Origin of the sequence: Vibrio rhodolitus (genome assembly GCF_003350325.1) — a bacterium.
In the GTDB taxonomy this organism is placed as follows: domain Bacteria; phylum Pseudomonadota; class Gammaproteobacteria; order Enterobacterales; family Vibrionaceae; genus Vibrio; species Vibrio rhodolitus.
In genome coordinates this window covers 130,876-145,779 of sequence record NZ_QLYZ01000007.1, presented here as the reverse complement: position 1 = coordinate 145,779, position 14,904 = coordinate 130,876, and the positions used below count along the sequence as shown (strand labels likewise).

Sequence of the window (14,904 nt, the reverse complement as noted above, 5' to 3'; positions counted from 1 at the left end):
ATTAAGATGAAATACGGCTATTTCGATAATGACAATCGTGAATATGTCATCACACGCCCAGATGTCCCAGCACCATGGACCAACTACCTTGGTACAGAAAAGTTCTGTACGGTAATTTCACATAACGCTGGCGGCTACTCTTTCTACAACTCACCAGAGTACAACCGTGTGACGAAATTCCGTCCGAATGCGACATTCGACCGTCCGGGACACTATGTTTACCTGCGTGATGACGAAACTGGTGACTATTGGTCAATCTCATGGCAACCAGTAGCGAAGAGCCTAGACGAAGCAACTTATGAGGTTCGCCACGGTCTGTCATACTCGAAATTTAAGTGTGACTACAATGGCATCGAAGCGACTAAGACATTGTTTGTACCAAAAGGTGAAGACGCAGAAGTGTGGGATGTGGTGATCAAAAACACCTCAGACAAGCCACGCACGATCAGCGCATTCTCATTTGTTGAATTCTCGTTCAGCCATATTCAATCAGACAACCAAAACCATCAGATGTCACTGTACTCTGCAGGTACTGCGTACAAAGATGGTGTGATTGAGTACGATCTCTACTACAACACGAACGATTTCGAAGGTTTCTACTACCTAGCGTCAACGTTTGATCCAGATTCATACGACGGTCAACGTGACAGCTTCCTTGGTCTATACCGTGACGAAGCGAACCCACTTGCCGTTGAGCAAGGTAAGTGTTTCAACACGGCGCAAACCTGTTACAACCACTGTGGTTCACTACACAAACAATTCACTATCCAACCAGGTGAAGAAGTTCGCTTTGCTTACATCCTAGGTATCGGTAAAGGTAACGGTGAGCGTCTACGTGCGAAATACCAAGATCTAGCAGAAGTTGACAACGCATTAGCAGGCATCAAAGCGCACTGGGATGAGCGTTGTGGCAAGTTCCAAGTCAAATCTCCAAACGAAGGTCTAGACACCATGATCAATGCTTGGACGCTATACCAAGCTGAAACTTGTGTGGTTTGGTCTCGCTTTGCTTCGTTCATCGAAGTGGGTGGTCGTACAGGTCTTGGCTACCGTGATACTGCACAAGACGCGATTTCTGTCCCTCACGCTAACCCGAAAATGACTCGCAAGCGTATCGTTGATCTGCTTCGCGGTCAGGTAAAAGCGGGTTACGGTCTGCACCTATTTGATCCAGATTGGTTCGATCCAGAAAAAGCGGACGTTAAACCATCTAAATCACCAACGGTAGTACCAACACCATCTGATGAAGACAAGATCCACGGCATTGAAGATACCTGTTCTGATGACCACCTATGGCTAGTGCCAACTATCTGTAAGTATGTCATGGAAACGGGTGAGCATAGCTTCTTCGATGAAATGATCCCTTACGCTGATGGCGGCGATGCTAGCGTATATGACCACATGAAAGCGGCGCTAGATTTCTCAGCAGAATACGTAGGTCAAACTGGTATTTGTAAAGGTCTACGCGCTGACTGGAACGACTGTCTAAACCTAGGCGGCGGTGAGTCTTCTATGGTGTCATTCCTCCATTTCTGGGCACTGCAAGAGTTCATCGATCTAGCTAAATACCTAGGTAAAGATGCTGATGTTGAAAAATACACCATCATGGCAGCAAACGTTCGTGAAGCGTGTGAAACGCACCTATGGGATGATGAAGGCGGTTGGTACATCCGTGGTCTAACCAAAAATGGCGACAAGATCGGTACCGCGCAGCAAAAAGAAGGTCGTGTTCACCTTGAGTCAAACACACTAGCCGTTCTATCTGGCGCGGTTTCTCAAGAACGTGGTGAAAAAGCGATGGATGCCGTCGATGAGAACCTATTCTCAGAATACGGTCTGCACCTAAATTCACCATCATTTGCCACACCAAACGATGACATCGGCTTCGTGACTCGCGTTTACCAAGGCGTGAAAGAGAACGGCGCAATCTTCTCGCATCCAAACCCATGGGCTTGGGTTGCTGAAGCGAAATTAGGTCGTGGTGACCGTGCAATGAAGTTCTATGATGCACTAAACCCATACAACCAAAACGACATCATCGAAAAACGTATCGCAGAACCTTACTCATACGTACAGTTCATCATGGGTCGTGACCACCAAGATCACGGTCGCGCAAACCACCCATGGCTAACAGGTACTTCTGGTTGGGCTTACTTCGCAGTAACTAACTTTATCCTTGGTGTGCGTACCGGCTTTGATGGTCTGACTATCGATCCTTGTATTCCAACTAACTGGCCAGGTTTCGAAGTCACTCGTCAGTGGCTAGGTGCAACATACAACATCAAAGTAGTTAACCCTGACTCAGTCAGCAAAGGCGTTAAGTCGATTACAGTAAACGGCGAAGCGGTAACTGGCGCATCAGTACCAGTGCAAGCAGAAGGCAGTGTCAACGAAGTCATCGTGACTCTAGGTTAAACCCGATGGGCAGCCCAAGCGCGGCTGCCCTCATTTTCTAAGGAAAATCCCATGATCCAATTTGGTACAGGCGGCTGGCGCGCCTTTATTGGTGAAGAGTTTACCAAGGATAACGTCTGTCTCGTTGCTCAAGCCGTTGCCAATATCATTAATGATGAGCAAGTAGCAGATCGTGGCTTCATCATTGGTTATGACCGCCGTTTTCTTTCCGATAAAGCTGGACGTTGGTTTGCTGAAGTCTTAGCAGCAAATAACATTAAAGTGAGCTTTATCGACAAGTTTGTTCCGACGCCAATCGTAATGTTCAAGGCAAAGGAAATGAACTGCGCCTATTCAGCGTGTATCACTGCCTCGCATAACCCTGCCGATTACAACGGTATCAAGGTATTTATCGAAGGTGGTCGTGACGCTGACGAAGTGATCACGCAGAAAATCGAAACGCAAATCGCGACCTTAACGCAAGCGGATGTGAAAAGTGTCGAATTTGAACAAGCGGTTGACGATAAGCTTATCGAAATCATCAACCCAATGAATGAATTCGTCGATTCGATTATTAATTTTATCGATATCGAAGCGATCAAAAAAGCTAACCTACGCGTACTGATCGACCCAATGTTTGGCGTAGCGAAAAACGCGCTCCAAACCGTACTGATCAATGGTCGCTGTGAAGTTGACGTTATTCACGATGGTAAAAACCCAGACTTCGGTGGTTTAATGCCATCACCAAGCGCCGCAACATTGTATCGCTTGATGCACCTTGTCGCGCACGAAGGTTACGATATTGGTATCGGTACTGATGGCGATGCTGACCGTCTTGGTATCATTGATGAAAAAGGTAACTTTATTCATCCAAATGAAGTACTGATCCTGCTTTACTACTACCTACTTGAGTACAAAGGCTGGAAAGGCTCTGTGGTACGTAATATTGCCACCACTCACCTGCTCGACAAAATTGCCGCTGACCATGGTGAAAAGAGCTTTGAGGTTCCAGTAGGCTTTAAGCATATCAGCTCACAAATGGAAGCCGATGATTCACTGATCGGTGGTGAGAGTTCAGGCGGTTTAACCATTCGTGGTCACATCAAAGGCAAAGATGGTGTATTTGCTTCTAGCCTGTTGGTTGAAATGATTTCGGTTACAGGTAAGAAACTCTCTGAGTTACTAGATGAAATCTACGGCAAGTATGGTTATGCCTACACTGCTGAGGGTGATTGCAAATTCAAGCCAGCAGTGAAGCAAGCGCTGTACAACAAAATCTATGTTGATAAGCAGTTGCCTGAATTTGAGTACGAGATTGACAAAGTCAGCTATGAAGACGGCGCAAAAGTGTACTTTAGAAATGGCGGTTGGGTGATCGCTCGTTTCTCTGGTACCGAGCCTCTGCTACGTATTTTTGCTGAGATGGCGGATAAGCCAACTGCAGAACGCGTTGTGCAACAAGTGAAAGACTTTTTGCAGCTATAAACTTTACCAAGCACCCTATAGGTGAAGAGTATTTGCCCAGCTATTGGCTGGGCTTTTTTGTGCCCATTCGCCATGTAGTAATCCCTTATTACCAACTCATGTAAACAAGTTGTTAAATTAACTTCTCCAATAACAAGAGGAGAAAGACCATGGCAAAAGTGCTGATCATCGCCGGAGATTTTGTTGAAGATTATGAATTAATGGTGCCATTTCAAGCATTATCCATGCTTGACCATCAAGTGAGTGTGGTATGCCCAGATAAACAAAAAGGCGAGCAGATCAAAACCGCTATTCATGACTTTGAAGGCGATCAAACCTACACTGAAAAAGTCGGTCACAACTTTACCCTCAATGAGAGCTTTTCAGCGGTTGCTTCCGAGCAATTTGACGCTCTTCTGTTGCCAGGAGGTCGTGCACCTGAGTATCTGCGCCTTAACCCACAAGTAATAACTTTGCTGCAAGAGTTCTATCAAGCAGGTAAACCGATCGCAGCGATTTGCCATGGCGCACAGTTGCTCACAGCAGCCAAGATCGTTGAAGGTGAAGATATCTCCGCCTACCCAGCGTGTGCACCTGAAGTAACTCTAGCGGGCGCAACTTATGTAGATCTAGCAATGGATCAAGCTATCACCTCAGGTCAGTTTGTTACCGCTCCTGCCTGGCCGGCACACCCTGCATGGCTGGCACAATTCAATCAAAAACTCACTTAAACTAGACCAAAGGCGTAATGCACTTTGAGTAGAATCCATTAAGCTAAAAACTTGTTGAGAAACCAGTTGGAGCGATGCCATGTGTGAGATTTATTCCGGTGCGGAAGTGGAACTGTTTGAACTAAAGTCCAAATCAGTACGCATAGATGGGGTCGTGACCAGCATTCGCTTAGAAGCAGTGTTTTGGAAGATCATCGAAGATATTGCTGCCGAAGCGGAAATTAGTGTGGCAGAGTTTTTAACGCGGATTTATAACGAAGTGATAGAAAAGCGAGGGGAAGTGGGTAACTTCACCTCGCTGCTGCGCGTCGCCTGCACCACCTATCTCAATGGTGGGCAGCGCATCTCACTCAATTTGACTGAAAGAGCTTAAGCCGGTTTAAAACGCCAGTACGCCTTGAGTTTCAACTTTAACTGAAACCATCTGACCAATCTCCAGCGCCTCAGACGAGCTGGCAAACAGTTTGTGTCCATTAGCATTAATCACGTAGCGACAATGATCGCCCATAAACTGCTGCTCAGTCACGGTAACGCCACTCTCTTGTGCCGCACTGATCTGCACATGTTGAGGTCTTAGGAGTAATTCACAGCCGCCATTAATATCGATCGGTTGCTGAGCAACCGCTTCAATGATGCCCAGTTCAGTATCAAACTCAAAATCAGAAATACGTGTCGCGGTTAAGTAGCTACCGCCCCCTAAGAAGTCAGCAACAAACTTACTTGATGGCTGATAGTAGAGCTCACTGGCCGTACCGTATTGCTCAATCACACCATGGTTCATCACAGCCATTTTATCGGCAAAGGCAAACGCCTCCTCACGGCTGTGAGTAACAAAAATCGCTGTCACGCCTTGTTGCTTAAAGATCTTACGAATTTCACCAATCAGCTCATGACGAACCTGAGTATCAATGTTTGAAAACGGCTCATCGAGCAAAAGCAAATCTGGCTTGTAAGCCAACGAGCGAGCAATCGCGACGCGCTGCTGCTGACCACCTGATAATTGGTGAGGGTAACGCTCACCAAATTGCTCTAAGTGCACCAACTCCAGCATCTCTTTTACTTTGCTTTTCTGCTCCGCTGCACTCAATTCGCACAATCCAAACGCCACATTTTGCTCGACAGTCAAATGAGGGAATAAAGCGTAGTCTTGAAAGATCATACCGATATTGCGCTGCTCTGGCGGCAACCAATTTTCGCCATCATCGATGGTCATGCAATTTAACGTCATTGAGCCAGAGCTAAGCGGCAGAAGACCGGCAATGGCTTTAAGTAGCGTCGTTTTACCACAGCCACTTGCGCCTAATAGGCAGACGATTTCACCTTGCTCAACTTGCAACGACAACTCTTTCAAGATGGTCGTCTGCTCATCGTATTTACAGGTAAGATTATTTATAGAAAGTGCACAGCTCATCAATGTACCTGCTCTAAAGAACGGTTGACCAACACCAAAGGCACTAACCCAACTAGGACCAGTAACACAGCAGGCATTGCAGCCAGCTCAAGGTGCTCATCAGAAGCAAAGTTATAAACGTAAGTTGCCAGTGTCTCAAAGTTAAATGGACGCAGCAACAAAGAAGCATTGAGCTCCTTCATCGACTCAATAAAGACCAAAAGTCCTGCGATCAACGCGCCACGGCGAATCAAAGGCAAATGAACGCGACGCAACATTTGATTGGCATTGCAGCCCATAGTGCGCGACGCCATATCCAGCGACGGCGACACTTTACTCAGGCTACTTTCAATACTGCCAATCGCTACCGCAGAAAAGCGCACCACCAGAGCAAAAATAATCGCAAACATCGAACCTGAGAAAATCAGCCCTGGACGTCCCCACTCCATTGCTTTGGCAATATCATTGACCAAATGATCCATAAACAGCACAGGTACCATCACACCTATGGCTAAAACGGTGCCCGGCACAGCATAGCCAAGCGATGAAAAACGCATAAAGGCAACCGCGCTGCGCTTGGCTGACAAGCGCTGGTAAAAGTTGACCACCAAGGCAATCAATACCGCAATCACGGCAGCACTCAGTGAAACATACAAGCTATTGATAGCGTATTGCTGGAACTCAGCAGTCCAACTCTGCGCGAAATACTTATAGGCGTAGATAAGCAGTTGTCCTAGTGGGAAAATAAAGGCAATCGACACCAAGCCCCAGCACCAAGTGAGTGCCAACCATTTTTTCCAACCGCTCAGTTGGTAACGAAAGTCTTCACGGCTGCTGAACTGGTTTTGAAATAGCTTTTGCTTACGGCGACTATAACGCTCGGTCGAGAGTAGCAAAATCACAAACACCAGCATAATCGCCGAGATTTTGGCGGCAGCCGTTAAGCTGGAATAACCCAGCCAAGTATCGTAGACCGCGGTGGTTAAGGTATTAACCGCAAAATAGCTCACTGTGCCAAAATCACCGATGGTTTCCATCGCCACTAACGACAAACCGACCGCAATCGCAGGGCGCACTAACGGCAAAGAAATTCGGTAAAAACTCTCCCATGGTGAGCATTTTAGTAAGCGAGCGGATTGCAGCAGAGAGACGTTTTGCTCCATAAAGGCAGCGCGGCATAACAGATACACGTAAGGGTAAAGCACCAGTGCCAAAACAACGATCGCGCCGCCTAAGGTACGAATATCTGGGAACCAATAATCACCCGCTTGCCACCCCATTAAATCGCGTAAAGCAATCTGGATTGGACCGGCGAAGTCAAACCAATCTGTAAAGATATAACCGACAATATAAGCAGGCATGGCGAGCGGCAAGACCAGCGCCCATTGCAAAATACGCTCACTTGGCAAACGACACATCGCCATCAGCCAAGCTGAAGGGATGCCAAAGACTAGAGACAGCAACATAACGCCCGCCGCAAGCGCCACCGTATTAAAGGTGTAAGTCGGCAGAACGGTTGACATTAAATGAGAAAACAGCTGATCGGTTTCACCGATAGCTGTAAAAAATATCGCAAAAATAGGCAAAACCAGTAGCAGGGCTAAAGACCCACTACTGGCTTTCCAAATAGAGTTTTTTTCTTTCATCGCCTAATCATTTCAGGCGGAAAGAGATGCAAAGTCATACTTCACATCTCATATTCCATATTTAAATTATGGGTTATTTTATACCCTTAACGATGATTAAAGGTCAAACTTCACTTCATCTAGTAGCTTGATTGCTGCGTCGTGTTGGTCAGCGATCTTATCTAGAGAAATCTTGTCTGCTTTAAACTCACCCCATGAAGCAACTAGCTCTGATGGCTTCACGTCTGCTTTTACAGGGTATTCGTAGTTCACTTCAGCGTACATGCTTTGCGCTGTATCACCTGCAAGGAACTCCATCAGTTTCACTGCGTTTTCTTTGTTTGGCGAGTACTTAGCCATAGCCATACCAGAGATATTTACGTGCGTACCTGTGGTGTTCTGGTTAGGGAAGTTGATGTAAACCGCATCAGCCCAAGCTTTTTGCTCTTTGTCGTTAACCATTTTGCCTAGGTAGTAGCTGTTACCTAGAGAAACGTCACAAAGACCTTCTTTAATCGCTTTAACTTGCGCGCGGTCGTTACCTTGTGGCTTACGTGCTAGGTTAGCTTTTACGCCTTCTAGCCACTCTTTAGTCGCCGCTTCACCGTTTTCAGCAATCATCGCTGACACTAGAGAAACGTTGTATGGGTGCTTACCACTACGAGTACAGATTTTGCCTTTGAACTCAGGTTTAGCTAAGTCTGCGTAAGTGAAATCATCACCTAGCTTACCCACGCGGTCACGTGATGAGTAAACGCTACGCGTACGAGTTGTTAGAGCAAACCACTCGTTATCAGTATCTTGGTATTGCGCTGGGATATTCTTTTCTAGAATGTCGCTGTTAACTGGTTGAACCAAACCTTTCTCTGTTAGATCAGAAAGACGGCTGATATCAACAGTTAGGATCACGTCTGCTGGGCTGTATTCACCTTCTTGCTGAAGTTTTTCTGCTAGACCTTTTTTAGCAAACTTTACGTTTACTTTGATGCCGGTTTCTTTTGTGAACTCGTTGAACATAGGCTCAACTAAGAAAGGTTGACGGTAAGAGTATACGTTCACTTCTTCAGCAGCCATTGCTGTTGGGGCTAGAGTTGCACAAGCTAGTGCAGAAAGAGTTAACAGCTTTTTCATTGTCGAAATCCTTCGCTTATATGTAATGATAATGTTTATCAGTTGCGTTATTATATTCATGTTTGTTTGGATTTCAATCGCTAAAAACAAAAAACCCACTAAGGCATTAACCAAAGCGGGCTTTTTCAGTAATCTATTTGTAACGTTTTATTTCACTGAAACAAACTCTGGGTAAGCACCAACACCACAGTCGTGCATGTCCATGCCTTCCAATTCTTCATCTTCTGAAACTCGGATACCGATGGTTGCTTTTAGTACGCCCCACACCACTAGGCTAGCACCAAATACCCAAGCAAAAATCACTGCCGCGCCAAGTAGCTGAGCACCAAAGGTTGCATCACCGTTGCTCAGTGGCACTACCATTAGACCAAAGAAACCACACACACCGTGTACTGAGATAGCACCAACTGGATCATCAATTTTAAGCTTATCTAGCGCGACGATACTAAACACCACTAGCGCACCAGATACTGCACCAATAGACAACGCATAAACAGGTGAAGGCGATAGTGGGTCTGCGGTAATCGCTACCAAACCAGCCAATGCACCGTTTAGAATCATGGTTAGGTCCGCTTTACCCCAAGTTGTTTTACATACTAATAGAGAAGCAATAGCACCTGCGGCTGCGGCTGCGTTAGTGTTCAAGAAGATTTGACCAACTGCAGTCGCGTTCTCAAAATCCGACACCATTAGCTGTGAACCGCCGTTAAAACCGAACCAGCCAAACCACAGAATAAAGGTACCTAGTGTTGCAAGCGGCATGTTTGAACCAGGAATTGGGTAGATTTCGCCGTTCTTACCATATTTGCCTTTACGCGCACCAAGTAGCAAGACACCTGCTAGAGCAGCGGCTGCACCCGCCATGTGTACAATACCTGAGCCAGCAAAGTCACTAAAACCTGCTTCTGATAAGAAACCGCCACCCCATGTCCAGTAACCTTCCATCGGGTAGATAAATGCGGTTAGTACTGCTGAGAAGATAAGGAATGACCAAAGCTTCATACGCTCAGCAACAGCACCAGATACGACTGACATCGCCGTTGCAACAAACACGACTTGGAAGAAGAAATCAGATTCTAGTGAGTGATCAGCACCTTCGCCTTGCGTGCCAATCAGTGCACCAAATGACGGTAGCCAGCCGCCTTCACCATTGTCGACATACATAATGTTGTAACCAACAATTAGATACATGGTACAAGCAATAGCGTACAAACAGACGTTCTTAGTTAAAATTTCAGTGGTATTTTTAGAGCGAACTAGCCCCGCCTCTAGCATGGCAAAGCCTGCTGCCATCCACATAACAAGCGCGCCAGAAATTAGAAAGAAAAAGGTGTCGAGGGCGTAGCGTAATTCGCTTACTGTTAATGATAATTCCATGATGAGTCTCCAATCCTTGAGTCTTAAAGTGCTTCAGCGTCCATTTCACCAGTACGGATTCGCACCGCTTGGCTTAGGTCATAGACGAAAATTTTACCGTCACCAATTTTGCCGGTGTGGGCTGCTTTGCTTACTGCTTCAATTACACGGTCAACATTCTCTGCCTGGGTCGCGATTTCTAGTTTTACTTTTGGCAGAAAGTCCACTTGGTACTCCGCACCGCGATACAGCTCTGTGTGACCTTTTTGACGACCAAAACCTTTTACTTCTGATACCGTCATACCTTCGATACCAACATCAGCTAAGGCTTCTCGCACATCGTCCAATTTGAACGGTTTGATAATGGCGTTGATTAGTTTCATTGCATCCTCTCTCAGATCGATTGTCCTTTTCTTTCTCTAATCCAAGGGATGTGCCAACTTTTTAAATTGTTGATTTTAAATGCTTTATTAAAAAATTAGTGTTTGAAGCACAAAAAAGGCGCACCATGATGGTGCGCCTTTTCACGATATCAATGCATCTATTGATGCATTCACCAATAATGTGCACTAGCGTGTCGTCAGGAAGCTTTTCCACTGCTCAATCATGATTGAAAAATCTTCAACCCCACAGTTGGCGGTACTTTCACAATCATAAAAATCAAACTCACTGTCTGCATCCAACTCTTCGCCGTGCGTAAGCACATTTTCTTGAACGATAACCTCATCACCTTGGATAGATAAGCTAATTTCCGTCCCTTCTAGAAAATGTTCACTTTGCGGATTGGTAAGTGCTTGTTCAATAAGTTGCTCAACTTGCTCTATTTTTTGCCAGTCTTTGCCTATCTCATCTTGCAGCCAGCGCCCGACAATCTCGTGCCCCATACTGCACTTAACGTAGTATTCGCCCATTAGCGTATTGCGAATAAATTCAAATTCCATCGTCACAGTCCAGTAAAATAAAAACGCGGCAGTATAGCCACAACCCAACGGCAGAGCAAAGCGGATTCGTGTGGATATTGTCGCGACAAATCAGCAATGGTATGGTGCATTTTTGCCTCTAACCATCATCCCGTATGCAGCTCAACGAAACCATCGCACGACAAATTGTCGAACGCACCATGAAAATTATCCCTTACTCGGTCAACGTGATGGATGAGTTTGGTCGAATCATCGGCTCTGGCGATCCAACTCGCCTGCGCCAACGCCATGAAGGCTCTATTCTTGCGATTGCCGAACAGCGCGTGGTGGCGATTGACCAAGCAACCGCTGAGCATCTCAAAGGGGTTAAGCCGGGGATCAATTTACCAATTATTTTCCAAGATAAAGTGATTGGCGTGATTGGTATTTCCGGCAAGCCCGATGCGGTGCATCAATATGGTGAGCTAGTCAAAATGACCGCTGAGTTGATCATCGAGCAAGCGGCGTTGATGTCGCAAGTGGAATGGCATAAACGTCACCGTGAAGAGTTGGTAATGCAACTTATCCAAGGCGCATCAACCGATGATGGGCAAATTCGCGTGATCGCCGAAAGGCTTGAGCTCGACTTGGCGAAACCACGTATCGCTGCGATCGTGCAAGTCATGCCAACGGGCAGTGATGCACCATTATCGCTGGCACACCTACAGCAGTTGGTGCATCTATTGGAGTTTCCGGAACGTGACAACCTCGTTGGCATTTTGTCCGTTTCAACCAATGAAGTGGTGGTGCTCAAACCTATCGAATTAACCAAAGCGGGTTGGTCGGTCGACAATGAGCGCAAACGCGTAACTAAGTTACTTAAACGTGTTCGTCAGTTAGGCAAGTTTCAAATCCGCATCGCTCTGGGTGATTATTTCGCCGATAGCGACGGGCTAAGCAAATCGTACCAAACCGCTAAGCTGACTTTAAACGCTGTCGCAGACCAACAAGGGGAAGTGTTTTTCTACCAAAATCACCGCCTACCTGTGCTGCTAAGCAGCCTGTTCGAAGAGTCGTGGAAAGCCGACCAACTTAGAGAACCCTTCGATTTGCTGGTGCAAAACGACAGCAAAGGTACGCTCGAGAAAACCCTCAAAGCATATTTTGCTCAGAATTGTGATGCTTATCAAACTTGCCAAATCCTGCATATTCACCGCAATACACTACGTTATCGACTTGAGCGCATAGAAGAGATTACATCCCTAAATATCAATAACTTAGATGACAAATTACATCTCTACCTAGCACTAAATCTATTTCATCACTAAATGAACTTTTGTGCAATTGCACAAAAATGTCGTTATTTCAGCCAGAATATTTGTTGCTCAATCCAAAGACGCTTTTAAGTAGCACGTCTATAGTGCCAACAAAATTATTCTTAAAACCTTTTTGGAAATCCCCATGGCTGAAGTCTCTACACTTGGTGCCTTAGCGGCACTTGTTGTTGCCATTGCACTTATTCTACGCAAAGTTCCACCAGCGTACGGCATGATTATCGGTGCCTTAGTTGGTGGTGTGGTTGGCGGCGTTTCGCTGACTGACACTGTGTCGCTAATGATTGGCGGCGCGCAAGGTATTGTTACTGCGGTTCTGCGCATTCTCGCGGCTGGTGTACTTGCAGGCGTATTGATTGAGTCAGGCGCAGCAACCTCTATTGCAGAAACGATTGTTAAGAAAGTCGGCGAAACTCGCGCCCTACTTGCTCTGGCTCTAGCCACTCTTATTTTGACTGCTGTTGGCGTATTCGTTGACGTTGCAGTAATTACTGTTTCTCCTATCGCTCTGGCGATTGCCCAGCGCGCGAACATCTCTAAAACAGCCATTCTGCTTGCGATGGTCGGCGGTGGTAAAGCGGGTAACGTCATGTCACCAAACCCGAACGCCATTGCAGCAGCTGATGCGTTCAACGTACCACTGACTTCGGTTATGGCTGCGGGTGTTATCCCGGGTCTATTTGGTCTGGCACTGGCTTATATCATTGCTAAACGCCTAACCAACAAAGGCAGCATGGTGCATGAAAGCGAAGTGGTTTCTGTCGATCACAGCAAACTGCCTACCTTTGGCGCTGCGATTGTTGCACCGCTAGTTGCGATTGCACTCTTAGCTCTACGCCCTATCGCTGGTATCAACGTTGATCCCCTTATCGCGCTTCCGCTTGGCGGCTTTATTGGTGCGGTAGTCATGGGTCGCTTTAGCGATACTAACCACTTCGCTGTTTCTGGTCTAAGCCGCATGGCTCCGGTTGCAGTCATGCTTCTTGGTACGGGTACACTGGCGGGCATTATTGCTAACTCAGGTCTGAAAGGTGGCTTAATTGAAATCCTGACAGCTTCTGGTTTGCCATCTTATCTACTGGCACCAATCTCAGGTGCAATGATGTCACTGGCAACCGCTTCGACAACAGCAGGTACTGCGGTTGCAGCCAGCGTATTTAGCCACACAATTTTGGAACTTGGCGTACCAGCTCTAGCTGGCGCGGCAATGATTCACTCAGGTGCAACCGTACTTGACCACATGCCTCACGGCAGCTTCTTCCACGCTACAGGTGGTGCAGTTCACATGGATATTCGTGAGCGTCTTAAGCTCATTCCTTACGAGTCAGCGGTTGGTCTAATGATCGCATTTGTCTCAACCATGATGTTCGGCGTATTTGGTTTATTTGTTTAAGGCGTTTAGGTATTACTATGAAAATTGTTATTGCTCCAGATTCTTACAAAGAAAGTCTTAGCGCGATGGATGTCGCCGTTGCTATTGAGCAGGGATTCAAACAAGTCCTGCCAAATGCAGAATACATCAAATTGCCAATGGCTGATGGTGGCGAAGGTACGGTTCAATCATTGGTTGATGCAACGGGCGGTGAGATCATTGAGCACTCAGTAACGGGTCCACTGGGTCAATCAGTGACGGGATTCTACGGTCTAATGGGTGATGGTAAAACGGCCATCATTGAAATGGCAGCGGCATCGGGTCTGCACCTAGTCGAACCTGAAAAGCGCAACCCAATGATCACCACCACCTTAGGTACTGGCGAGCTAATCAAAGCGGTACTTGATAAAGGTGTTGAGCACATTATCGTTGGCATCGGCGGTAGTGCGACTAACGACGGCGGTCTAGGCATGGCGCAAGCTCTGGGCATTCGCTTACTTGACGAGTCAGGTCAATCGCTTGGTTTTGGCGGCGGTGAACTAGCGAAACTGCACACCATCGATATGAGTGAGCTTGATCCTCGCCTAGCGAATGTACGCTTAGAAGTGGCGTGTGATGTTGATAACCCATTGTGCGGCGAAAAAGGGGCATCACAAGTATTTGGTCCGCAGAAAGGCGCAACACCAGAGATGGTCGCGCAACTAGACAGTAACCTTGCTCACTATGCGGCAGTGATTAAACAGCAATTGGGTCACGATGTGCTAAACCGTCCTGGCGCTGGTGCGGCTGGCGGTTTAGGTGCAGCCTTAATGGGACTGCTAAACGCAGAATTGCGCCCAGGTATCGAAATCGTTATGGATGCGGTCAATCTATCCGAAGTGGTTGCTGATGCTGATCTCGTGATCACTGGTGAAGGTCGTATCGATAGCCAAACAATCCATGGTAAAACGCCAATTGGTGTCGCGCGTACCGCGAAAAAGCACAATGTACCGGTTATCGGCATTGCTGGCTGTCTCACTCAAGATTGTGGTGTGGTGCATGAGCACGGTATTGATGCTGTATTTGCTGTGGTTAACCGCTCCGTTGACCTGCCAACCGCGCTAGTAGAAGCGGCGCAAAACATCGAATTAACTGCGCGTAACGTTGCTGCGATGCTTCAAGTGAAGCTGTAATTCACCGGCTTTCCTTGAATTGATAAAAACAAAAAA

Annotated in this window: 13 protein-coding genes; 7 read left to right on the top strand and 6 right to left on the bottom strand. The window is 46.7% G+C overall.

What is annotated here, in order from left to right:
• The first annotated feature begins 6 nt into the window (after positions 1–6).
• From DPF93_RS09380 to DPF93_RS09365, 4 genes are all read left to right on the top strand, one after another.
• Positions 7–2,415: a glycoside hydrolase family 94 protein gene (locus tag DPF93_RS09380; RefSeq protein ID WP_114765937.1), complete on the top strand. Its 2,409-nt coding sequence runs from the start codon at positions 7–9 to the stop codon at positions 2,413–2,415.
• 51 nt (positions 2,416–2,466) lie between these two features.
• On the top strand, positions 2,467–3,879 hold the full coding sequence (locus tag DPF93_RS09375; RefSeq protein ID WP_114765936.1) for a phosphoglucomutase/phosphomannomutase family protein: 1,413 nt from the start codon (positions 2,467–2,469) through the stop codon (positions 3,877–3,879).
• Between the two features lie 149 nt (positions 3,880–4,028).
• Positions 4,029–4,589: a DJ-1/PfpI family protein gene (locus tag DPF93_RS09370; RefSeq protein WP_114765935.1), complete on the top strand. Its 561-nt coding sequence runs from the start codon at positions 4,029–4,031 to the stop codon at positions 4,587–4,589.
• A 79-nt stretch (positions 4,590–4,668) separates the two neighbouring features.
• Complete coding sequence (locus DPF93_RS09365) at positions 4,669–4,962, top strand: ribbon-helix-helix domain-containing protein (protein WP_114765934.1); 294 nt, start codon at positions 4,669–4,671, stop codon at positions 4,960–4,962.
• 6 nt (positions 4,963–4,968) lie between these two features.
• On the opposite strand, the gene DPF93_RS09360 is transcribed toward DPF93_RS09365, so the two are convergent.
• The 6 genes from DPF93_RS09360 to DPF93_RS09335 all read right to left on the bottom strand — a co-directional run bounded on the left by DPF93_RS09360 (position 4,969) and on the right by DPF93_RS09335 (position 11,032).
• Positions 4,969–6,000, bottom strand: a complete 1,032-nt coding sequence (locus DPF93_RS09360) for an ABC transporter ATP-binding protein (RefSeq protein ID WP_114765933.1) — start codon at positions 5,998–6,000, stop codon at positions 4,969–4,971.
• Complete coding sequence (locus DPF93_RS09355; RefSeq protein WP_114765932.1) at positions 6,000–7,625, bottom strand: ABC transporter permease; 1,626 nt, start codon at positions 7,623–7,625, stop codon at positions 6,000–6,002. The genes DPF93_RS09360 and DPF93_RS09355 overlap by 1 nt, the downstream gene beginning before the upstream one ends.
• A gap of 96 nt (positions 7,626–7,721) precedes the next feature.
• Positions 7,722–8,735, bottom strand: a complete 1,014-nt coding sequence (locus tag DPF93_RS09350; protein ID WP_114765931.1) for a Fe(3+) ABC transporter substrate-binding protein — start codon at positions 8,733–8,735, stop codon at positions 7,722–7,724.
• Between the two features lie 147 nt (positions 8,736–8,882).
• Positions 8,883–10,112, bottom strand: a complete 1,230-nt coding sequence (locus DPF93_RS09345) for an ammonium transporter (protein ID WP_114765930.1) — start codon at positions 10,110–10,112, stop codon at positions 8,883–8,885.
• Between the two features lie 23 nt (positions 10,113–10,135).
• Complete coding sequence (gene glnK, locus DPF93_RS09340) at positions 10,136–10,474, bottom strand: P-II family nitrogen regulator (protein WP_004742633.1); 339 nt, start codon at positions 10,472–10,474, stop codon at positions 10,136–10,138.
• A gap of 186 nt (positions 10,475–10,660) precedes the next feature.
• On the bottom strand, positions 10,661–11,032 hold the full coding sequence (locus DPF93_RS09335; RefSeq protein ID WP_114765929.1) for a YacL family protein: 372 nt from the start codon (positions 11,030–11,032) through the stop codon (positions 10,661–10,663).
• Positions 11,033–11,166: 134 nt separating this feature from the next.
• On the opposite strand from DPF93_RS09335, the gene DPF93_RS09330 reads away from it, so the two are divergent.
• The 3 genes from DPF93_RS09330 (at position 11,167) to DPF93_RS09320 (ending at position 14,868) form a co-directional block, all read left to right on the top strand.
• Positions 11,167–12,318: a sugar diacid recognition domain-containing protein gene (locus DPF93_RS09330; RefSeq protein ID WP_114765928.1), complete on the top strand. Its 1,152-nt coding sequence runs from the start codon at positions 11,167–11,169 to the stop codon at positions 12,316–12,318.
• 133 nt (positions 12,319–12,451) lie between these two features.
• Complete coding sequence (locus DPF93_RS09325) at positions 12,452–13,717, top strand: GntP family permease (RefSeq protein ID WP_075649362.1); 1,266 nt, start codon at positions 12,452–12,454, stop codon at positions 13,715–13,717.
• A gap of 17 nt (positions 13,718–13,734) precedes the next feature.
• Positions 13,735–14,868, top strand: a complete 1,134-nt coding sequence (locus DPF93_RS09320) for a glycerate kinase (protein WP_114765927.1) — start codon at positions 13,735–13,737, stop codon at positions 14,866–14,868.
• The last annotated feature ends 36 nt before the right edge of the window (positions 14,869–14,904 follow it).